The organism is Alcaligenes sp. RM2, assembly GCF_052931795.1.
Genome location: NZ_JBRFIO010000001.1, coordinates 787,233 through 807,131 on the forward strand (window position 1 = coordinate 787,233; position 19,899 = coordinate 807,131).

Genomic DNA, 19,899 nt, shown 5'->3' on the forward strand with positions numbered 1-19,899 from the left:
AATAATATAAAGATGCTAATTAGGCTGTCGCCTTGTTTTCAATTAGTTAATTCAATCGATAATCAAGCTTGGTTTCAGGTTTTTAACTGAATCCGACTGCTACTATAGGCCCTTGTTTTTTATCTGTTTACAAGGGTTTAGCCATGAATTTGACAGAGAAAGGAACGAAGACGGCGAAGCTTTCAGCGTCCGATAGAATTATCTATGCAGATAATCACTTGATCCATGGGCCAGATGATATTACGGCTTATATGAAAGGGGTGTGTTATGACGCCGCTGCCTATATGCGTTATTTATATAATGCGAAAATCAGTTTTGATCAGCTGACTTCCATTTCGGCGCAGAACTGGCTGCCGGTATTCAAGTTTGCTGAAGGCAGAATGTGGGATGGTCGGAATTCCTTGCCTGGCGGCAAGGCCATTGGCTTTTGTCGAGTCAAGGGCATGGAGTTCTTCCATGCTGCCGTCGCGGTTGGAGGGACCGAAATTCGGGCGATCAATGGCGGTTTGCTGGGAGCAGGCTGGCTACATCCGGTCGATTTGCGCAAGGTGCTCACTCAAAAAAATCCCGATGGTTCCTTCAAGTACGACGGCACCGATATCTTTGTCTACATCTCGAATCTATGAATAAAGAAACCGGCATCAAGCCGGTTTCTTTATGTGCCGCTGTCTCCAAAGCAAGCCCCACGTGTCGGGGGGGCTGCTGACGATGGAGTGCTATCAGGCCTTTTGCAAGCTGATCGCTTCCTCAGGAGTCTCAGGCCGTTGCGCATACTTATTCGCAATGAAAGCACAAGCCATCAACTGGATCTGGTGGAAGATCATGATGGGCAGCAGGGCTGGGCCAATGGCGGCGCCAGTAAACAGCACTTGGGCCATAGGTACGCCAGTGGCCAGACTTTTCTTGGAGCCACCGAAGACAATCGTGATTTCGTCTTCTTTATTGAAGCCCAGCTTGCGGGCCAGCCAAGTGGTCAGGAACAGGATGATGGCCAGCAAGACCAGGCAGACTACGGCCAGGATAGCCAGGGACTTGGGCGGTACGGCTTGCCACAGGCCGCCAATCACCGAGGCGCTGAAAGCGGTGTAGACCACCAGCAAGATGGAGGACTGGTCCACGCTGCGCAGCCATTTACGGTTGCGATCCATCCATTTGCCAATCAGGGGGCGCATCAAGTGGCCGACCACAAAAGGCAACAACAATTGCAGACTGATCTTCTTGATGGCGTCCAGGGTCGAAGTGGCCGAACCACCGTCTGCATCAAGCAGCAACTTCAACAAGACGGGGGTGAGCACAATACCGATCAGGCTGGAGGCCGAGGCGCTGCAAATCGCGGCAGGCACGTTACCGCGAGCAATCGAGGTAAAGGCAATGGCCGATTGCACGGTGCCGGGCAGGGCGCACATGTACAGAATGCCCACAAACAAGGGCATGCCCAGCAATGGCAGCAAGATGGGCTTGGACAGCAGGCCCAGCAGGGGGAACATGACAAAGGTGCAGCCAAAGACCAGCAGGTGCAAACGCCAGTGGGTGGCCCCAGCAATGATGGCTTCGCGGGATAGCTTGGCCCCGTGCATGAAAAACAGCAGGGCAATCGCCAGGCCAGTGATCACGTCAAAGAACACCGCACCTTGGCCGTAGGCGGGAAAGAAACTTGCCAGTGCCACTACGCCGATCAGGATCAGGGTGAAGTTGTCAAAAAGCAGTCGCAGTTGAGAGAACATGGGTTTGTTAGAGGCTTGAAAGGCTTGCGTTATGAAAGGCCTCACTTTACCGTAGACCTTTTTGGGGGTTTATCGCTAAACGGATATGGATTATCGACAAACGGACATTCTGATGCCTGCGGAGCGAATTCCGGAGAGTTTGCAGCAGTTACGCTATCTACCCAGGCCTTTATATGGTCAGGAGCGTACCTTGCCCAATCAGGCCATTGCCCGCCCACACCGGCATCCCTGGGTGCAGTTTTCCTATGCGCTGACGGGGGTGATCGAAGTGCGTACTGCCAGCGGGCGTTTCATGGCGCCGCCTCAGCAGGCGGTGTGGGTGCCTGCGGGTGTGGAACATGGGGTGCGTAGCTCGCCTGATGCGCAGATTCGCAGTCTTTACATCGATGTCAGCGCTTTGCCAGAAGCCCCCACGGCGTGTCGAGTGGTTGTGGTAGACCGTTTGCTGCGCGAGCTGATACGCGAGTTCAGCCTTTTGCCTGTGCTGTACGAGCGTGAGGGGGCGCAGGGGCGTCTGGTGCAGGTCCTGCTGGATCGTTTGCTGGCGGCGCCTGAAAGTGGTTTGATTCTGCCTTGGCCTTCGGACCCGCGTCTTTTGCAGGTCTGCGAACAATTGCAGGCCCAGCCTTCGGGCGATTGGAGTTTGCAGGATTTGGCAGAGCAACAGGGTTTGTCAGAAAAAACCCTGAGCCGTCTGTTTCGTCAGCAGACCGGGCTGACGTTCCGGGTCTGGCGTCAGCGACTGCGCGTCATGAGTGCCTTGCCTTTGCTGGAGCGGCAAGAGCGTGTCACTGATGTTGCGTTAGCTTGTGGCTATGAAAGCATGTCGGCCTTTGTGGCGGCTTTTCGGGATTTGATGGGTCAAACGCCCGGCGAGTTTTTCCGTCGGCCATTAGGGCCGCTGGACGAGTAAGCCTGTACAAAATTGCACAGCAGACGATGGGCGTCGGGCGTGTCCTGAATAGGGTCTGCCAGTGTTTGGGGATCTATGCCTTGGGCTCGCCAGGATTCGGCCTTGCGTAGCACGCAGTAACGTAGCAGGCCGGCAAAAAATTCAGGGTGAAACTGAATCGACCACTGCGCGGGGCCATAACGCAATATTTGATGCGGATCATGCGCAGAGCTGCCCAGTATTTCCACATGCTCGGGCAAGCTCAATACGCTTTGTTGGTGCGTCAGCAGGGCAGGAAATTGCATGGGCAGATTGGCAAGCAGTTCATGCTCGTGGGCCTGCTCGGACAAGTGAATGGGCAGGTAGCCGACCTCGGCCCCCTTGGGGTGGTAATCCACGCGCCCGCCCAAGGCGTGGGCCATTAACTGATGGCCGTAGCAAATACCCAGCAAAGGCATTTGTGTCTGATAGCGTTCCCGAATCCAGGCGGCCAGGTTTTCACTCCAGTCCAGTTTGTCGGTGACCATGTTCCAGGAACCACTGATTACCACCGGGTCGGGGCAGTCCGGCGCTGGCAGGGCATCATCCTGATGGACTCGCCAGGTGTGGACATTGACATCCAGGGGCTGCAAAGCGCGTTTGAACCAGGCATTCTGGTTGCCAAAACGCTGCTCGACATCAGGAGGAGGGGAGCCGGCCTGAAGAAAATGGACGTCTATCATGCTTGCCCCCGAAACAGGCTCCACGTGGCCATGCCCAGACCCAGCATGAGCAGGGAACCGGCAACGTGGATGGCAATGCCGCCCATGGCCCACAGATAACGCTGCTGCATCATCAAGGTCATGATCTCGGCGGAAAAGGTGGAAAAAGTGGTCAGGCCACCCAGAAAGCCCGTCATGACGAACATGCGCCAGCCTTCGTGACCCAGGCCCAAGCCGCTGAAATAGGCCATTGCGATACCCATTAAATAGCCGCCAATCAAGTTAGCCAGCAAAGTACCGGGGGGCAGGGTGGGGAACAGGGCATTCAAAGCCTGACTCAGGAACCAACGCGCCAATGCGCCCAGGGCACCACCGGCGGCAATATACAGCATGGCTACGGGCATGAAGAGCCTTCAGGTAGGGGGCAAACTGTCAGCGAGCAGTCAGCCGGTCGCGATATATACCTAGGATAGCGTGTCATTATGCGCCTCTATAGCTAAAAAGGCGATCTTGCCCAAAGGCGCGTAGCCAGCTAATGTAAGAGCGCAATTATCAGACGGACCGCCGTGAATTTCGGTTAGCCCGCCCTTTTTTGGAGACTTTGTGGTGAGTATTTACGATCAGGATTTGCCCCAGACAGACGCCAATTATCGTGTTTTGTCGCCGCTGGATTTCATCGAGCGCAGTGCTTTTGTCTACCCTGACTACCCGGCTCTGGTTTACGGGCCCGCCCAAAACGGCATCAAGATGAGCTGGTCGCAGCTGTATGCCCGTACTCGTCAGCTGGGCAGTGCGCTGTCCAAGGCTGGGGTTGGCAAAGGCGATACCGTGGCCGTGATGTTGCCCAATACTCCGCCCATGGTTCAGGCACACTTTGGTGTGCCCATGTGCGGTGCCGTACTGAATACCTTGAATACCCGTCTGGATGCCAGCACCATCGCTTATATGCTGGATCACGGCGAAGCGCGTGCGGTGCTGGTGGACAGCGAATTTGCCGCCGTCATGAAAGAAGCCTTGAGCCTGCGCGAAAGCAAAGAGCCCATTCTGGTCATCGACGTCGTGGACAATTATTTTGACACCGGCGCAGAACGTATCGGCTCGCAAACCTACGAAGAGTTCGTGGACGGTGGTGACCCGGATTACGACTGGCAATTGCCCGCCAACGAGTGGGATGCAATTGCCCTGAACTACACCAGCGGTACCACCGGCAAGCCCAAAGGCGTGGTCTACCACCACCGTGGCGCGTATCTGGGGGCCTTGTCCAATGTCTTGGAATGGGACATGCCCAAGCACGCGGTCTATCTGTGGACCCTGCCCATGTTTCATTGCAATGGTTGGACTTTCCCCTGGGTGATTGCGGCCCGTGCTGGTGTGAACGTCTGTTTGCGCAAGGTGGAAGCCCAGGCCATGGTCGACAATATGGTCGATTACGGCGTCACCCACTATTGTGGTGCGCCGATTGTGCACTCTCTGCTGGTCAACTCCGACGAAGCGCTGAAGTCTCGGCTGCCCAAGGGCGTGTCGGCCATGGTGGCAGGCGCTGCACCTCCGGCCACCATGATTGAAGGGATGGAGCGCATGGGCTTTGCGCTGACCCACGTTTACGGCCTGACCGAAACTTATGGCCCCGCCTCGGTCTGTGCGCAGCATGCACCCTGGAGTGAACTGGATATCCAGGAACGTGCGCAGCGCAATGCCCGTCAAGGTGTGCGTTATCACCTGCAAGGGGGCGTACAGGTTTTGAATCCGCAAACCATGGAGCCCGTTCCTGCCGATGGCGAGACTATGGGCGAGATCATGTTCCGCGGCAATATCACCATGAAGGGGTATTTGAAGAACGCGCAGGCCACCCAGGAATCCCTGGGCGGTGGCTGGTTCCATACCGGCGACCTGGCCGTGTGCGAGCCGGACGGCTACGTACGTATCAAGGACCGCAGCAAGGACATCATCATTTCCGGGGGCGAGAACATTTCTTCCATCGAGATTGAAGACGTCATGTATCGCCATCCAGCCGTGCAGGCGGCGGCCGTTGTAGCCCAGCCGGACGAGCGTTGGGGTGAAGCGCCTCACGTTTATGTGGAGCTACGCCCCGGTGCGGAAGTGACGGTGGAAGAACTGCGAGCGCATTGCCGTCAGTACTTGGCTGGCTTTAAAATACCGCGACATTTCAGTTTTATGGAGTTGCCCAAAACGGCAACAGGTAAAATACAGAAATTCGCGCTGCGTCAGCAGGCCAAGCAAGCCGCTTCGGACTAAGAGCAGCGTTTTCTAAAAAGCACACAGGTCGCTTCATGCGGCCTGTCTGCACTTAAGGAACAGGACGGTTAGGAATGCCATCTTTTGACGTTGTATCCGAGGTCAACACCCACGAACTGCGTAATGCAGTGGAACAAGCCAGCCGCGAACTGGCTACCCGTTTTGACTTCAAAGGTACGGATGCCAAATTTGAACTCGAAGACGAGAACACCATTTTGCAATCGGCTCCCAGCGTGTTTCAGCTCGAGCAAATGATGCAGATTCTGCGTGGCCGTATTGCTGCCCGCGGTATTGATGTGCGCTGCCTGGAGACCGAGAAGGTTCTGGAAAACGTGGCCGGCGCGCGGCAGAAAGTGAAAGTGCGTCAAGGTCTGGACCAACCTACGTCCAAGAAACTGATCGCCGCCATCAAGAACGCCAAGCTGAAAGTGGAGACGCAGATTCAAGGTGAAAAACTGCGTGTAACCGGCAAGAAACGGGACGACTTGCAGGCTGCCATCGCTTTGTTGAAACAGACCGATGTGGAATTGCCTTTGCAGTACGATAACTTCCGCGACTAAACCGAGTGAAACGGCACGGTGGCGACGTGACGCCGCCGTGTATCAGCTATGAATGTACGAATTGAATTAATGCGTGTGCACGATCTGGGTCAGGTGCTGGAAGTCCAGGCGGATGTGTACGACGCGGATATTCTGGAAGACCGCAGCTTCTATCAGAACCGTCTGGATCTGGCTCCGGATAGCTGCTGGGTGGCACGTGATACCGATAATCAACTGCAGGGTTATTTGGTGTCCTACCCTTGGGCGGGCCTTTTGCCGCCGTCCCTGGGCGATGCGTTGAATAGCCTGCCTTCGCCCGCAGACCAATGGTTTATTCACGACTGCGCCGTGATGCGTCGCGCGCAAGGCCGTGGGGTGGCCGGAGCTTTGTTGCAAGCCGGTCGCCGCTATGCCTGGCAGCGTGGCTTGCGTCGCTGCAGTCTGGTGTCCTTGGGGCCTGCCGTGGCTTATTGGCAGCGTCTGGGCTACAAGCCGATTGAAGGGGTGCCTGCACCCGTGCTGGAAGCAAAGCTGCGTCAGTATGGAGAGCAAGCCAGTTTTATGGATTGCGCTGTGCATCCCGATTGAACTGTTCTGAGGGGACGTTCAGTATTTAGCGACTGCGTGTCCTGTTCGAGTTCCCAAAAAAGGCCGGGAAATATTCCCGGCCTTTTTTATTTACGGGCGCAATCGATAGCCCGTTTTGAAAATCCAGCCCGCCACGGCAAGAAACACACTTAAAAACAGCAGTGTCATGCCCAGGCTCAGCCACACACTCACATCGGCCAGATCAAAGAAACTCCAGCGAAAGCCGCTGATCAGGTACAGCACCGGGTTCAGCAAGGTCAGTTTTTGCCAGAACTCGGGCAGCATGTCGATGGAATAGAAGGTGCCGCCCAAAAAGGTCAGTGGCGTCAGAATCAGCATGGGCACGAATTGCAGCTTTTCAAAGTTGTCGGCCCAGATACCGATAATGAAACCCAATAGACTGAAGGTCAGGGCGGTTAAGGCCAGAAAGCACAGCATCCAGATAGGGTGGGCAATTTCGTAAGGCACAAATAGCCGCGCCGTGATCAGGATGATAGCCGCCAGAAACAGTGACTTGGTGGCTGCTGCGCCCACAAAGGCCAAGGTCACCTCGAAGTGTGAAATGGGGGCAGACAGAATCTCGTAGATATTGCGCGTAAAGCGCGGAAAGTAAATTCCGAAGGCGGCGTTGGAGACGCTATGGGTCAACACCGACAGCATGGTCAGCCCAGGCACGATAAACGCGCCATAGGGCACGCCGCCGATTTCATTGATACGATGGCCCATGGCAGCGCCAAACACCACAAAATACAAGGCGGTGGAAATCACGGGGGCTACGATGCTTTGCAGCAGGGTGCGTCGGGTGCGTGACATTTCGTAGCGATAAATGGCCAGGATGGCGTACCAGTTCATGACTGTGCCCCTACAAACTCAACGTAAATATCTTCCAGACTGCGCTCGCGAGTATGGATGTCGGTAATGGTCAGCCCCGCTTGCCCAACTGCCGCCAGCAAATTGCTCAAGTCATGACCTTGTTCGCGGTTGGTCAAGGGGTAGAGCAGGCTCATGCCGTCGGCAGTGCTTTGCAGTCCCAGCGTTTCCAGCGCAGCGGGCAGGGCGCTGATCGGCTCGGCCAGATTCAGGCTCAGGGTTTTACCGCCCAGGCGGCGCATCAGATTGTCTTTGGTTTCCACCAGTTGCAGTGAACCTTTATTGATGAAGCCGATGCGGTCGGCCATCTCCTGGGCTTCTTCGATGTAGTGGGTGGTCAGAATAATGGTGACCCCCTGGCTGCGCAGCCGTTTCACCAAGGCCCACATGCCTTGGCGCAAGGCCACGTCCACACCGGCGGTAGGTTCATCCAGAAACAGGATTTCCGGTTCATGGGAAAGCGCCTTGGCGATCAGGACGCGGCGTTTCATGCCGCCCGAGAGCGTAATCAAGGGGCTGTCTTTCTTGTCCCATAGCGACAAGTCCTTCAGAATCTGTTCGATCAGGGCCGGATTGGGGGCTTTGCCAAACAGGCCACGGCTGAAGCTGACGGTATTCCAGACTGTCTCGAAGGAATCGGCGCTTAGCTCTTGCGGCACCAGGCCAATTTTCTGGCGGGCGCGCTTGTAGTCGGCGACATTGTCTGCGCCATCTACCAGAACGGTGCCGCTGCTGCGATTGACCAGCCCGCAGATAATACTGATCAAGGTGGTTTTGCCTGCGCCGTTGGAGCCGAGCAGGGCAAAAATCTCGCCCCGCCAAATATCCAGGTCCAAAGCGTGCAGGGCTTGATGCCCGTTTGCGTATTGTTTGCTCAGGCCTCGAACACGCAAAATAGCGTGAGAATCAGGAGTGTTCTGCATAGACAGTAAAATGACCCTTTTGCTGTGCCGACAGGGTTTGAATAACGCAATGGATTTGACGATGCCAACTAGCTTACCACCGCCAACAGAGAGTGACGTTTTGAGTGATGCTCAGGCTATGGCTTTAGCCTTGGAGCAGGCTCAACTGGCGGCCAGCATCGGCGAGGTGCCCGTAGGTGCCGTACTATTGGATGCGGACGGCAGGTTGCTGTCTGTGGGCTCCAATCGCACGGTTTGTGATCACGATCCCACCCAGCATGCCGAGATCGTGGCCTTGCGCGCCGCGACGCGTAAAGTTGGCAATTACCGTTTGCCCGGAGCCAGCCTGTTCGTGACGCTGGAGCCTTGCATGATGTGCTTGGGGGCCTTGTTGCATGCGCGTCTGTCGCGGGTGGTGTGGGCCGCAGCCGATCCGAAGACCGGAGTGTGTGGCAGTGTGGAGTCCTTGCATTTGCATTCCACTCTGAATCACCACACCCGAGTCTCGGGTGGTTTGATGTCCGAAGAGGCGGCCCAGGCCTTGCGGGATTTTTTCCGCGAACGACGCGAACAGAAGAAGTTGCAAAAGCAGGCTCAAACAGTCCAATCGCCGCTGGATGGCGCCCAGTAGTCTCGCTAAAATGTCAGCACTTTATTTTCAAGGTTAATCATGAGCAGCCCCGAGCACGACCATCATCACCATCACCACGAACATGGCCAGTGCCATTGTGGGCAGCAGGACAGTTCGGGCATTTACCTGTTTTCGCCCTCTGGCCAGATCCTTGAACCCAAGCGCCTGGAGCTGGCAAGCCAGCGCCTGAACCAGCTGGGCTTTGCCGTGGACATAGACCCGGACGCCCTGGCGGTGGATGAACGCTTTGCCGGTACGGACGCTCAGCGTCTGGCCGCGGTACAGCGTTCCTTGCAACAGCCTCAGCCCATTGTGATGGCGACACGCGGTGGCTACGGTTTAAGCCGCATTCTGGGCCAGATCGACTGGCGCGCGGTAGCCGACAGTGGCAAGCGTTTTGTCGGCATGTCGGATTTCACGGCCTTCAATCTGGCCTTGCTGGCGCAAACTGGCGCCATCAGCTACACCGGCCCCACCGCCATTGCGGACTTTGGTGGCGATGAAACCGATGAATTGACGACCGAACTGTTTGGCGAATTGATGCGTGGCGAGCTGGAGCTGTTCAGCTTTGAGTCCGAGGGTTCGGATGCCGTCGATGGTCACGGTGTTCTGTGGGGCGGCAATCTGGCCTTGGTTTGCTCCTTGCTGGGCACGCCGTACTTCCCCAATATCAACGGCGGTATCCTGTTCCTGGAAGACGTGGGTGAAGCACCGTACCGAGTCGAGCGCATGTTGACGCAGCTCTGGCATGCCGGCGTGCTCAATCGTCAGATGGCGGTGGTATTGGGCCGTTTTACGGCTTACAAGACAGGCGCTTCGGATAACGGCTTTGATATGGATTCGGTGGTGCGCTGGTTGCGTGAAACCGTCAAAGTCCCGGTCGTAACGGGCCTGCCTTATGGCCATGTGGACGTCAAGGTCAGCCTGCCTATTGGCAAGGAAGTGGGCCTGGCTACCGAGGACGGTATGGCTTATCTGGTTCTGGATGAGCACGAACACTAACGGATTTCGCGCCTGCTTGATACACTACTGGGTTGAACTCAACCTTTTTCAAAGTACGTTTACGTGATCTCCACCGCTAATTTAACGATCCAGTTTGGTGCCAAGCCTTTATTTGAAAACGTCAGTGTCAAACTGGGCGGAGGCAACCGCTATGGCCTGATTGGTGCCAACGGGTCGGGCAAGTCTACCTTCATGAAAATCATTGGCGGCGACCTGGAGCCAAGCGGGGGTAATGTATCGCTGGATCCGGGCGTGCGCCTGGGCAAGCTGCGTCAGGACCAGTTTGCCTACGAAGACAAACGTGTGCTGGACGTGGTGCTGATGGGCCACACAGAAATGTGGAACACCATGCAAGAGCGTGATGCCATCTACGACAATCCAGAGGCCACCGAAGAAGACTATATGAAGGCCGCCGAACTGGAGGCCCGTTTTGCCGAGTACGACGGTTATACCGCCGAGAGCCGTGCCGGTGAATTGCTGATGGGTCTGGAAATTCCGGTCGAACAGCATCAGTTGCCCATGAGCGAAGTGGCTCCGGGCTGGAAACTGCGTGTGCTGCTGGCACAGGCCCTGTTCTCCAACCCGGATGTCCTGCTGCTGGACGAGCCGACCAACAACCTGGATATCAACACCATCCGTTGGCTGGAAGATGTGCTCAACAGCTACCAGAGCACCATGATCATCATCAGTCACGATCGTCACTTCCTGAATCAGGTCTGCACTCACATGGCTGACCTGGATTACGGCGAGCTGCGTGTCTACCCCGGCAACTACGACGATTACATGCTGGCGTCGGTGCAGTCGCGTGAACGTGTGCTGGCGGCCAACTCCAAGGCCAAAGAGCGTATTGGCGAGCTGCAGGACTTTGTGCGCCGTTTTGCCGCCAACAAGTCCAAATCCCGTCAGGCTACCTCGCGCCTGAAACAGATTGGTCGCCTGAAGGCAGAGACCATCGAAGTGAAGCCTTCTTCGCGTCAGAACCCGTTTATTCGTTTTGAACAGAAAAAAGTTCTGCACCGCCTGGCCGTGACGGTCGAGGGCTTGAGCAAGTCCTACGATCATCCCATCATCAAGAACTTCTCGGCCATGATTGAAGCGGGCGAGAAAATTGCGATTGTGGGTGCGAACGGTGTGGGTAAGACGACTTTGCTGCGTTTGCTGGCCGGTGATCTGACTCCTGACAGCGGCTCGGTGGTCTGGTCCGAGAACGCTGATATCGGCTATATGGCTCAGGACGTCTCGGACGAGTTCGATACCGAAGACAATGTGTTTGACTGGATCAGCCAGTTCCGTCAGGCCGGCGACGACGATCAGTCTTTGCGCTCGGTGCTGGGCCGCATGTTGTTCTCGGCCGATGACATCATCAAGCCCGTGAAAGTGCTGTCGGGTGGCGAGAAAAACCGCATGACTTTCTCGCGTCTGATGCTGGGTCGTCACAACGTCATGCTCCTGGACGAACCGACCAACCACCTGGATATGGAATCGATCGAGTCCTTGCAGATGGCCATGGAAAAGTTTGAAGGTACCCTGATCTTCGTGTCTCATGACCGCGAGTTCGTCTCCGGCGTGGCAACCCGCATTATCGAAGTGATGCCAGAAGGCCGTCTGGTGGATTACCGCGGTGGCTACGAAGACTATCTGGCTAGCCGCGAGCAGGACTGAGGCTAGGGGTGGCGGTCTTTACCCTGCGTGAGCCCACCAGCTTCGAGCAGGACATCAAAAAAAGCCGCTTTCTGGCACTGGCTGCGCCTGTAGACAGTGCCAGCCAGGCTTTGGCTTTTTTCCAGGCCAAGGGTGTGCCCGATGCCACGCATAATTGCTGGGCCTACAAGATCGGGTCGGAATACCGCTTTAACGATGATGGCGAACCCGGCGGCACGGCCGGGCGTCCCATTTTGCAAGCCATAGAAGGCCAGGATTGCGACCGTGTTGCGGTACTGGTGATACGTTGGTTTGGGGGCGTCAAGCTGGGTACGGGTGGCCTGGTGCGTGCCTATGGCGGCGTGGCCGCTCAATGTTTGCGTCTTGCTGACAAGCAGGAGCTGATTCCCATGGCGGCTTTGCGCTGCCGTTGCTCCTTTGCCGATCTGGCTTTGGTTCAATCCCGTTTCGACAGCTTTGGCGTTCAGGTTCAGGACGAGCAATTCGATGCTGAAGGTGTGCAGTGGCTGTTGAATCTGCCGCTCGAGCATAAAGCTGATTTTCAACAGTCCTTTATCAATATGACGCGTGGTCAGGGGGAATGTGAACCCCTGGAGCAAGCCTAAGTCATCCTCGGTTCTGCCCAAGGTCTGCAATGGACCTCTGGTCGCCATCCGCCTTGATTGAGCTTTCTGGACGAAAAGGTATCTTTTCCAGACGATTATCCCTCTGCACCGTCCAGGCAGTGGCCATACTAAATACCTCTGATTCCTTCTAAGTCTGTATCCAGCCTGCGGGTATGATCGGGTTTAGTCAGCATTGTGGGTGTAAGCCATGTCCTACGAGATCCATGCCAGCCAGTGGCTCAATACGACCGCTCCATTAAGCTTGGCGTCCTTGCGTGGCCGCGTGGTGGTGGTCACGGCCTTTCAGATGCTTTGCCCTGGTTGTGTCATCAACAGCCTGCCGCAAGCCAAGAAACTGGATACGCTGTTCTCGCGCGATGATCTGCGCATCATAGGCCTGCATAGCGTGTTCGAGCATCACGACGTGATGGGCCCTGCAGCTTTGCAGGCGTTTGCCCATGAGTACCGCTTGAATTTCCCCATCGCCATTGATCAGCCTTCAGACAGCGGCCCCTTGCCGCGCACCATGAAGGAGTGGGGCCTGGGCGGGACACCATCTACCATTATTTTTGACCGTGATGGCAATCTGGCTCTGAAGGAATTGGGCCATCTGGACGATCTGCGTCTGGGTGCGTTTGTCGGCCAGCTGATTGCTCGCCGCCCGGCGCAAGCAGACAAGAAAGAGGGGGTGGCGGACAAGCAGGCTTCTTCCTCTTGCGGGCCGACCTGTACCTACTAGGTTTTTTGCTGAAAAGGGTTTGTCATGAAGATTGCGGTGTTTGATACCTACGTTGTGCGTCCTGACGGGCGTCGTATGCACTTTGATATCTTGGTCAGCGACGATGCCAAGGATATGGACAAGGTCTTGAGTTATGGTCAGCGCTATCTGGCGGCCAAAGGGGTGAATGTGGAAAACTTCACCTCGCGCGAGTGCCGCTTCTGCCATACGGAAATGGCTTCTGCGCCGGTCGAAAATGAAATCAAACGCAGTGGCTTCGCGATTATCGAGTTGGAAAACTGCGACTAAATCGCATTCATGCAAAAAAAACGCCAGACAAATCGTCTGGCGTTTTTTCTGGGGCCGGGCAAATCAGGCCTGGTCAGGCTGCTGGTTTTGCTGGGCAGCAATTTCAGCATGGACTTTTTCCATGTCCACAGCCTGGACCTGTTCGATCAGATCGTCCAGCTGGGCAGCGGAAAGGGCACCGGCTTGCGAGAACAGCAAGACGTTTTCACGGAAAACCATCAGGGTAGGGATGGAGCGAATACGCAGGCCAGCGGCCAGTTCCTGCTCTTCTTCCGTGTTCACCTTGCCAAACGTCACGCCGGGGTGCTTGGCCGCTGCTGCGTCAAAGACAGGGGCGAATTGGCGACATGGACCGCACCAAGGAGCCCAGAAGTCGATGATCAGGGGTTTGCCGTCTTCTACTGCTGCCTGGAATGTTTCTTCGTTCAGTTCGACGATGCTCATGGGGGAGCCTCCGCAATAAAAAAGCGGCTGATGGTGTTCAGCCGCTTCGTTAAACATGCAATCAGTGTACTCGTTTTCCAGGCAGCCCTAAAGCGCCAAACGAGTTTGCTAAAAGGTTTTTCATTCCGTAGCGATTGCGTACTTGATCACAAACAAGATGGCGACAATCAGTGTGGCCAGGTGGATACTGCGCCAGCGGCCGGTTGTCAGCTTCAGGATCACGTAGCTGATAAAACCAAAGGCCAGACCGTTGGCAATCGAGTAGGTGAAGGGCATGGTGAAGGCAGCCAGGGCAGCAGGCACGGCCTCGGTCATGTCGTCCCATTTCACTTCAGTGATCTCGCGCATCATCAAGCACGCCACATACAGCAAGGCGGGGGCGGTGGCGTAACCGGGAACGGTCGCGGCCAGTGGCGAGAAAAACAGGGCCAGCAGGAACAGGACACCAATGGTCAGCGCTGTCAGACCGGTACGGCCACCTGCTTGCACACCCGAGGCGCTTTCCACATAGGCAGTGGTGCTGCTGGTACCCAGCATGGAACCGGCCACAATGGCGGTACTGTCAGCCAGAAGGGCGCGGCCCAGGCGATTGGGCTTGCCTTCTTCAATCAGGCGAGCGCGCTTGGCAACCCCGATCATGGTGCCCGTGGCGTCAAACACCTCAACCAGAACCAGAACCAGAATCACGTGCACAAAGCCGGTGTGCAGGGCACCCATGATGTCCAGCTGCATGAAGGTGGGCATCAGCGAGGGTGGAGTGGAGACGACACCACCAAATTCGCTGTGACCGGTCAGCATGGACAGAATGGTCACGGCCAGAATGCCGATCAGGATTGCACCGCGCACCTTCAGCGCGTCCAGGGCGGCAATAATAAAGAAACCCAGAATTGCGTACAGGGCTGCGGGCTGGGTCAGGTCACCCAGACCAATCTTGGTGGCAGGGTGGGCCACCACAATACCCGAGTTCATCAGGGCGATCAGGCCCAGGAACATGCCGATACCGGCGGCAATGGCGCTTTGCAGGGATTTGGGAATGCCCCGAATCAGCCAGGACCGGATGCCAGTCACCGTCAGAATCAGGAAGATGACGCCGGAAATAAAGACCGCGCCCAGTGCCTGTTGCCAAGTATAGCCCAGGGTGGCGACCACGGTGAAGGCAAAAAAGGCGTTCAGGCCCATGCCCGGTGCCATGCCGATAGGCCAGTTGGCCACAAAGGCCATGATGAACGTGCCCAGAGCAGCAGCCAGGCAGGTGGCTACAAAAATGGCATTGCGATCCATCCCTGTGGACGACAGGATGTCTGGATTCACAAAAATAATGTAGGACATGGTCAGGAAGGTAGTGATACCTGCCAGGACCTCGGTACGGACGTTGGTGCCATGCTCAGTGAGTTTGAAGAGACGTTCAAACATGGGCAGCCTCCTTGTGATTATTAGGCGATTGGAGCGTGAAATTATCGATGCGGGATTTTAACCACGAGTGTGCCACTGCGTCGCCCCCCTTTGTCGCGATGTATCGGCACAACCCAGACACTATCCGCTGATTGTCTTGAGGGGATAAATTCCTATTTTCCCCAATACAGCAGGCTAAAATAGGCGCCATGAATATTCTTGGATTTGAAAGTTCCTGCGATGAAACTGGCGTGGCGCTGGTCAGCACGGAACAGGGCCTGCTGGCCCATGCCTTGCACAGCCAGATCGCCATGCACCGTGAATATGGTGGGGTGGTGCCTGAACTGGCCTCTCGCGATCATATCCGTCGCGTCCTGCCTTTGACACGGCAGGTGTTGGCTTCTTGCCATATGCAGCTCGATCAGGTCGATGCCATTGCCTATACCGCCGGCCCCGGTCTGGCCGGTGCCTTGCTGGTGGGAGCCAGTGTGGCGCAGTCGATTGCCTGGTCGCTGAAAAAACCGACGATTGCTATCCATCACCTGGAAGGTCATTTGCTCTCGCCCTTATTGGCCGAGCCGCGTCCCGACTTTCCCTTTGTGGCCTTGCTGGTCTCGGGTGGCCACACTCAGCTGATGCGTGTAGATGGTGTGGGTCAGTATGAATTGCTGGGTGAAACGCTGGACGATGCAGCAGGCGAAGCCTTTGATAAAAGCGCCAAGCTGATGGGCCTGGGTTATCCCGGCGGCCCGGCCTTGTCGCGTCTGGCTGAACAGGGTGACCCCAGCGTCTACGAGCTGCCGCGTCCCATGATGCACAGCAAGGATCTGGATTTCAGCTTTAGTGGTTTGAAAACTGCCGTGCTGACGCGCTTGCGCAAGCTGGAAGCGGAAGAGGGCGGGATTACTGAACAGCAACGCGCTGATCTGGCTGCTGCGACCGAGGCCGCCATTGTGGACGTGCTGGCCGCCAAGGCGATCAAGGCCTTGAAGCAAACGGGCTTGAAACGTCTGGTGGTTGCCGGTGGTGTGGGCGCCAACCGCCACTTGCGGGCTTATTTACAGAAAGCCGTGGCGCGTTTAAAGGGCGAGGTGTTCTTTCCACCGCTGGAATTCTGTACCGATAACGGTGCCATGATTGCTTTTGCGGCGGCCATGCGTGTCAAGCACGGTTTGGTGACTTTGGATGATAGCCAGCATGGCTTTGCCATCCGGCCTCGCTGGGATCTGGCTTGTGTGAACCAGCCTGTCTCCCAGCAAGAGCGTTAGTGCTTATTTTTTCTTGGAACCGATCTTGCTTTCTTTGCCCGTCATCAGACGACGAATGTTTTCCTGGTGACGCCAGAGCAAGAAGGCACTGATCAGGGCCAGGGCCGTGGCAATAGAGGCATTCATGGGCCAGACCACCTTGGCACCGAGCAGGTAAAACAAGGGGGCAAACACGGCACTGATGATGGCTGCCAGCGACGAGTAACGGCTGACATAAGCGATAATCAGCCAGGTGGCCGCGGTAGCCAGAGCCAGCCAGGGCAGCAGGGCCAGGATGACACCCAGCGCGGTTGCCACGCCTTTACCGCCTTTAAAGCCCAGAAAGACCGGGTACAAGTGACCCAAAAAGGCAAAAAAGGCGCTGACACCCAGTAAAGTCGGTGCCCAGCCCCAGTTGCTGATGGCCTGTTGGGTCAGAAAGACAGCCAGCCAGCCTTTGAAGGCATCACCCAACAAGGTCAGGACAGCTGCTTTTTTATTGCCGCTACGTAGTACATTAGTGGCTCCCGGATTTTTCGAACCAAAGGTGCGAGGGTCTTGCAAGCCCATGATCTTGCTGACGATTACGGCAAACGGCAAGGATCCCAGCAAATAGGACAAGAGGGCGACAAGCGGGGCGGCCACAGCAAAAGAAACGGCGTTCATGAGGATTGAGCTCCACAATTATTGTTGCGCGGATTCTACCGGCCTTGCAGCAAAATACCAAAGGCAGCGGGTACAATTTGCTGCCCCTGTTAGATTTTTAACGGAAAAGTAAAGCATGCGTATTCTGGTCTCCAACGATGATGGCTATACAGCAGCCGGTATCGAGGCTTTGTATGAAGCCTTGCAAGGACTGGGTGAGCTGACTGTCATTGCACCCGAGACCAATTGCAGCGGTGCCAGCAATTCCCTGACCTTGAATCGTCCCCTGTCGCTGCGCCAGGCCAGCAATGGTTTTTATTTTGTTAATGGTACACCGTCCGATTGTGTGCACGTGGCCCTGACAGGCCTGCTGGATTTTCGTCCCGATCTGATTGTGTCCGGTATTAATAATGGCGCCAATATGGGCGACGACACTTTGTATTCGGGCACGGTAGCGGCCGCGATGGAAGGCCATTTGTTTGGTATTCCCGCGATTGCGTTGTCCCTGATCGAACGCGGCTGGAAGAACCTGGACAGCGCAGCGCGCGTGGCACGGGATCTGGTACAGCGCTGTCAGAAGAAGCCGTTGGCGGCCAATACCTTGCTGAACGTGAATATTCCGTGTTTGCCCTACGAAGCCTTGAAGGGCACGCAAGTCACCCGCCTGGGCAAGCGTCATCCTTCGGAGCCGGTCGTAAAAAGCCAGACGCCTTATGGCGAACCCGTGTACTGGATTGGCCGTGTCGGTGGTGTGTCCGATAGCGAGCAGGGCACAGATTTCGGTGCCGTCGAACAAGGTGCAGTATCCATTACGCCCTTGCGCGCGGACCTGACTCACCACGAGCAACTGGCCGGATTGCGGGACTGGATGCAATGACAAGTAAACCAGGCAAGCGCTATCCTTTTGCAGACGGCACTCGGAACCGGTTCGGCAAGTCCAGCCTGGGCAGTGGCCTGTCTGCCAGCAATAGCAATACCCGTATTGTGCAACGGGGCCAGTTACAACCGACACCCTCGGCCATTTTGTCACCGCAAGTGTCAACAAGTGTCAACCTGGGTTTGAACTCGGAACGCTCGCGTGGCATGATGATCGAGCGCTTGCGCCGTCAAGGAATTACCGACGAACGAGTGCTGGCGGCCATGCAGGCAGTACCGCGCCATCAGTTTGTTGATCAGGGTTTGGCCAGTCGGGCCTATGAAGATGATGCCTTGCCTATCGGCTTTGCGCAGACCATCTCCCAGCCTTGGGTTGTAGCCCATATGATCAGCCTGGTGTGTGACCAGAAAATACCGACCAAGGTGCTGGAAGTGGGAGCCGGATGTGGTTATCAGGCTGCTGTTTTGGCACAATTGGTCAAAGAAGTGTATGCGGTAGAACGTATCAAAGGCTTGTGCGATATGGCTCGCGATCACATGCGCCAATTAGGGCTGTCGCAACGGGCTCGAATAATGTTTGGTGACGGAATGCAAGGTTACCCTGCCGCGGCACCATATGATGCTATTGTTGTGGCGGCAGCCGGTCCGGTCATTCCCAGAACCTTATTGGAACAATTAACATTGGGGGGGAGACTGATCGCCCCTGAAGGTACGACACAACAGCGCCTGGTTTTGGTGGAACGCACCGGACAGGCTACTTGGCGTCGTGAAGAACTTGATGCGGTTCGCTTCGTGCCGATGCGAGCCGGAACCCAGATTTAGTCAGATATTCTCAGGAGATTTATATGCAGCATGCAGTCAGGTTACCGTTAACCGCTGCTTCCACCGGTACACAGTGGTTCTTGACGCCCCGTCAGTGCCTGGTGGCGGCTGTGGTCACCAGTACCCTGCTGGCTGGTTGTGCAAGCCGTAATGAGCGTGCCCCAGTCACTGACCTGAGTTCCTCTTCGGCGGCAGGCAGCGTCAGCAGTGCCTCGGGTACCTATGTGGTACGCCCTGGTGATACGCTCTACAAGATTGCACAAGCGCACGGCATGGACGTGAACTCGCTGATCCAGTTGAACCAGATTACGGATCCTTCCATGTTGCGCGTGGGTCAAACCTTGCGTCTGGATGGCAATACCTCGATGGCGGCGGTGACGACTCGCCCAGCCGGTAGCGGTAGCACACAGACCTCGCCCGTCAGCCCGGCCACGCCGGTCAAGACTGAAACGCCCGTGTCTGCGCCTCGCGCCAGCGACGCGGCCCTGATCGCCTGGGGCTGGCCTGCCAGTGGCAAGATCATCCAGGGTTTTAATGCCTCGACCAAAGGTATTGATATCGAAGGCAAGGTGGGCGACCCCGTGGTTGCCGCTGCGGATGGCAAGATCATGTACGCCGGTAACGGTGTGCGCGGTTTAGGCTCCATGGTTCTGGTCGGTCATAGCAATGGCTTTATCACTGCCTACGCCCATAACAGTGTCTTGCACGTTAAAACGGGTCAGCAGGTGAAGAAGGGGCAGCGTATTGCCGATCTGGGTCAGTCTGACACCACCTCGCCACGACTGCACTTCGAGATTCGTCGCTCCGGTACGCCGGTCAACCCGATCTCGTACCTGCCTACGCGATAAGCTCGGTATCTGGACTGAAAAAAGCGGCTTCTGGCCGCTTTTTTTGTGCCTTGTCGTTGGCCGCTCGGGGAGGAATGACTCGTTTAATGAAAATCCACCTCCATGCTTGAAGGCCATGCCTCTTGTTCAGCCCGGGTACAACAGATTTCATCGTGTCGCCGAGCCGCTATGGCCGCGTTCTGCTTGTTTTTACCCGTTGTGCCGAATGCTCATTGTAAAATCAGCG

The 19,899-nt window shown here is 56.2% G+C and carries 23 protein-coding genes; 15 read left to right on the plus strand and 8 right to left on the minus strand.

Annotation, left to right across the window (positions count from 1 at the left end; all coding sequences use genetic code 11):
• The first annotated feature begins 143 nt into the window (after positions 1 to 143).
• Positions 144 to 626 carry a hypothetical protein gene (locus ACU6HM_RS03605; RefSeq protein WP_022983149.1) on the plus strand — a complete coding sequence of 161 codons (483 nt, stop codon included), beginning with the start codon at positions 144 to 146 and terminating at the stop codon, positions 624 to 626.
• Positions 627 to 719: 93 nt separating this feature from the next.
• Here the strand turns inward: ACU6HM_RS03605 and ACU6HM_RS03610 are convergent, their stop codons facing one another.
• Complete coding sequence (locus tag ACU6HM_RS03610; protein WP_060185163.1) at positions 720 to 1,724, minus strand: bile acid:sodium symporter family protein; 1,005 nt, start codon at positions 1,722 to 1,724, stop codon at positions 720 to 722.
• Between the two features lie 85 nt (positions 1,725 to 1,809).
• Here ACU6HM_RS03610 and ACU6HM_RS03615 point away from each other — a divergent pair, with 85 nt between their 5' ends.
• Entirely contained in the window at positions 1,810 to 2,637 is an 828-nt protein-coding gene (locus ACU6HM_RS03615) for an AraC family transcriptional regulator (protein WP_446763351.1), read from the plus strand.
• On the opposite strand, the gene ACU6HM_RS03620 is transcribed toward ACU6HM_RS03615, so the two are convergent.
• Both ACU6HM_RS03620 and crcB read right to left on the minus strand, forming a co-directional pair.
• Complete coding sequence (locus tag ACU6HM_RS03620) at positions 2,586 to 3,338, minus strand: glutamine amidotransferase (protein WP_009462129.1); 753 nt, start codon at positions 3,336 to 3,338, stop codon at positions 2,586 to 2,588. The genes ACU6HM_RS03615 and ACU6HM_RS03620 overlap by 52 nt on opposite strands.
• The gene (crcB, locus tag ACU6HM_RS03625) at positions 3,335 to 3,721 is read right to left on the minus strand and encodes a fluoride efflux transporter CrcB (protein ID WP_009462127.1); all 387 of its coding nucleotides are present in this window, start codon (positions 3,719 to 3,721) and stop codon (positions 3,335 to 3,337) included. The genes ACU6HM_RS03620 and crcB overlap by 4 nt, the downstream gene beginning before the upstream one ends.
• Positions 3,722 to 3,920: 199 nt before the next feature.
• On the opposite strand from crcB, the gene ACU6HM_RS03630 reads away from it, so the two are divergent.
• The 3 genes from ACU6HM_RS03630 to ACU6HM_RS03640 all read left to right on the plus strand — a co-directional run bounded on the left by ACU6HM_RS03630 (position 3,921) and on the right by ACU6HM_RS03640 (position 6,700).
• Entirely contained in the window at positions 3,921 to 5,573 is a 1,653-nt protein-coding gene (locus tag ACU6HM_RS03630; RefSeq protein ID WP_009462125.1) for an acyl-CoA synthetase, read from the plus strand.
• Between the two features lie 74 nt (positions 5,574 to 5,647).
• On the plus strand, positions 5,648 to 6,133 hold the full coding sequence (locus ACU6HM_RS03635) for a YajQ family cyclic di-GMP-binding protein (protein WP_009462123.1): 486 nt from the start codon (positions 5,648 to 5,650) through the stop codon (positions 6,131 to 6,133).
• A gap of 48 nt (positions 6,134 to 6,181) precedes the next feature.
• Positions 6,182 to 6,700, plus strand: coding sequence for a GNAT family N-acetyltransferase (locus ACU6HM_RS03640; protein WP_420869931.1), 519 nt, complete (start codon positions 6,182 to 6,184; stop codon positions 6,698 to 6,700).
• Positions 6,701 to 6,790: 90 nt separating this feature from the next.
• Here ACU6HM_RS03640 and ACU6HM_RS03645 read toward each other — a convergent pair whose 3' ends face one another.
• Both ACU6HM_RS03645 and ACU6HM_RS03650 read right to left on the minus strand, forming a co-directional pair.
• A complete protein-coding gene (locus tag ACU6HM_RS03645) occupies positions 6,791 to 7,552 on the minus strand; it encodes an ABC transporter permease (protein WP_369326910.1) in 762 nt (253 codons plus the stop codon).
• On the minus strand, positions 7,549 to 8,493 hold the full coding sequence (locus ACU6HM_RS03650; protein ID WP_009462116.1) for an ABC transporter ATP-binding protein: 945 nt from the start codon (positions 8,491 to 8,493) through the stop codon (positions 7,549 to 7,551). Before ACU6HM_RS03650 ends, ACU6HM_RS03645 begins: the two co-directional genes overlap by 4 nt.
• A gap of 61 nt (positions 8,494 to 8,554) precedes the next feature.
• Here ACU6HM_RS03650 and tadA point away from each other — a divergent pair, with 61 nt between their 5' ends.
• The 6 genes from tadA (at position 8,555) to ACU6HM_RS03680 (ending at position 13,399) form a co-directional block, all read left to right on the plus strand.
• Positions 8,555 to 9,103: a tRNA adenosine(34) deaminase TadA gene (gene tadA / locus ACU6HM_RS03655; protein ID WP_051316269.1), complete on the plus strand. Its 549-nt coding sequence runs from the start codon at positions 8,555 to 8,557 to the stop codon at positions 9,101 to 9,103.
• Between the two features lie 39 nt (positions 9,104 to 9,142).
• Positions 9,143 to 10,105, plus strand: coding sequence for an LD-carboxypeptidase (locus ACU6HM_RS03660; protein ID WP_021446533.1), 963 nt, complete (start codon positions 9,143 to 9,145; stop codon positions 10,103 to 10,105).
• A gap of 63 nt (positions 10,106 to 10,168) precedes the next feature.
• A complete protein-coding gene (locus ACU6HM_RS03665) occupies positions 10,169 to 11,767 on the plus strand; it encodes an ABC-F family ATPase (RefSeq protein ID WP_009462110.1) in 1,599 nt (532 codons plus the stop codon).
• A gap of 8 nt (positions 11,768 to 11,775) precedes the next feature.
• A complete protein-coding gene (locus ACU6HM_RS03670; RefSeq protein ID WP_203145786.1) occupies positions 11,776 to 12,372 on the plus strand; it encodes an IMPACT family protein in 597 nt (198 codons plus the stop codon).
• A gap of 208 nt (positions 12,373 to 12,580) precedes the next feature.
• Positions 12,581 to 13,111 (plus strand): peroxiredoxin family protein, encoded by a 531-nt coding sequence (locus ACU6HM_RS03675; RefSeq protein ID WP_446763352.1) that lies wholly within the window; start codon positions 12,581 to 12,583, stop codon positions 13,109 to 13,111.
• A 24-nt stretch (positions 13,112 to 13,135) separates the two neighbouring features.
• The gene (locus tag ACU6HM_RS03680) at positions 13,136 to 13,399 is read left to right on the plus strand and encodes a DUF2024 family protein (RefSeq protein WP_009462104.1); all 264 of its coding nucleotides are present in this window, start codon (positions 13,136 to 13,138) and stop codon (positions 13,397 to 13,399) included.
• 63 nt (positions 13,400 to 13,462) lie between these two features.
• Here ACU6HM_RS03680 and trxA read toward each other — a convergent pair whose 3' ends face one another.
• Both trxA and ACU6HM_RS03690 read right to left on the minus strand, forming a co-directional pair.
• Complete coding sequence (gene trxA, locus ACU6HM_RS03685) at positions 13,463 to 13,843, minus strand: thioredoxin (RefSeq protein WP_009462103.1); 381 nt, start codon at positions 13,841 to 13,843, stop codon at positions 13,463 to 13,465.
• 120 nt (positions 13,844 to 13,963) lie between these two features.
• A complete protein-coding gene (locus ACU6HM_RS03690) occupies positions 13,964 to 15,256 on the minus strand; it encodes an NCS2 family permease (RefSeq protein ID WP_021446536.1) in 1,293 nt (430 codons plus the stop codon).
• Positions 15,257 to 15,444: 188 nt separating this feature from the next.
• On the opposite strand from ACU6HM_RS03690, the gene tsaD reads away from it, so the two are divergent.
• Positions 15,445 to 16,503: a tRNA (adenosine(37)-N6)-threonylcarbamoyltransferase complex transferase subunit TsaD gene (gene tsaD, locus ACU6HM_RS03695; protein ID WP_009462097.1), complete on the plus strand. Its 1,059-nt coding sequence runs from the start codon at positions 15,445 to 15,447 to the stop codon at positions 16,501 to 16,503.
• A gap of 3 nt (positions 16,504 to 16,506) precedes the next feature.
• On the opposite strand, the gene plsY is transcribed toward tsaD, so the two are convergent.
• On the minus strand, positions 16,507 to 17,148 hold the full coding sequence (plsY, locus tag ACU6HM_RS03700) for a glycerol-3-phosphate 1-O-acyltransferase PlsY (protein ID WP_009462095.1): 642 nt from the start codon (positions 17,146 to 17,148) through the stop codon (positions 16,507 to 16,509).
• Positions 17,149 to 17,263: 115 nt separating this feature from the next.
• Between plsY and surE the strand changes: the two genes are divergently transcribed.
• Genes surE through ACU6HM_RS03715 form a run of 3 tightly spaced genes read left to right on the plus strand, consistent with a single transcriptional unit; the run spans position 17,264 to position 19,673 of the window.
• The gene (surE, locus tag ACU6HM_RS03705) at positions 17,264 to 18,004 is read left to right on the plus strand and encodes a 5'/3'-nucleotidase SurE (RefSeq protein WP_009462092.1); all 741 of its coding nucleotides are present in this window, start codon (positions 17,264 to 17,266) and stop codon (positions 18,002 to 18,004) included.
• The gene (locus ACU6HM_RS03710) at positions 18,001 to 18,825 is read left to right on the plus strand and encodes a protein-L-isoaspartate(D-aspartate) O-methyltransferase (protein ID WP_009462090.1); all 825 of its coding nucleotides are present in this window, start codon (positions 18,001 to 18,003) and stop codon (positions 18,823 to 18,825) included. The genes surE and ACU6HM_RS03710 overlap by 4 nt, the downstream gene beginning before the upstream one ends.
• 23 nt (positions 18,826 to 18,848) lie before the next feature.
• The gene (locus ACU6HM_RS03715; RefSeq protein ID WP_009462088.1) at positions 18,849 to 19,673 is read left to right on the plus strand and encodes a peptidoglycan DD-metalloendopeptidase family protein; all 825 of its coding nucleotides are present in this window, start codon (positions 18,849 to 18,851) and stop codon (positions 19,671 to 19,673) included.
• The last annotated feature ends 226 nt before the right edge of the window (positions 19,674 to 19,899 follow it).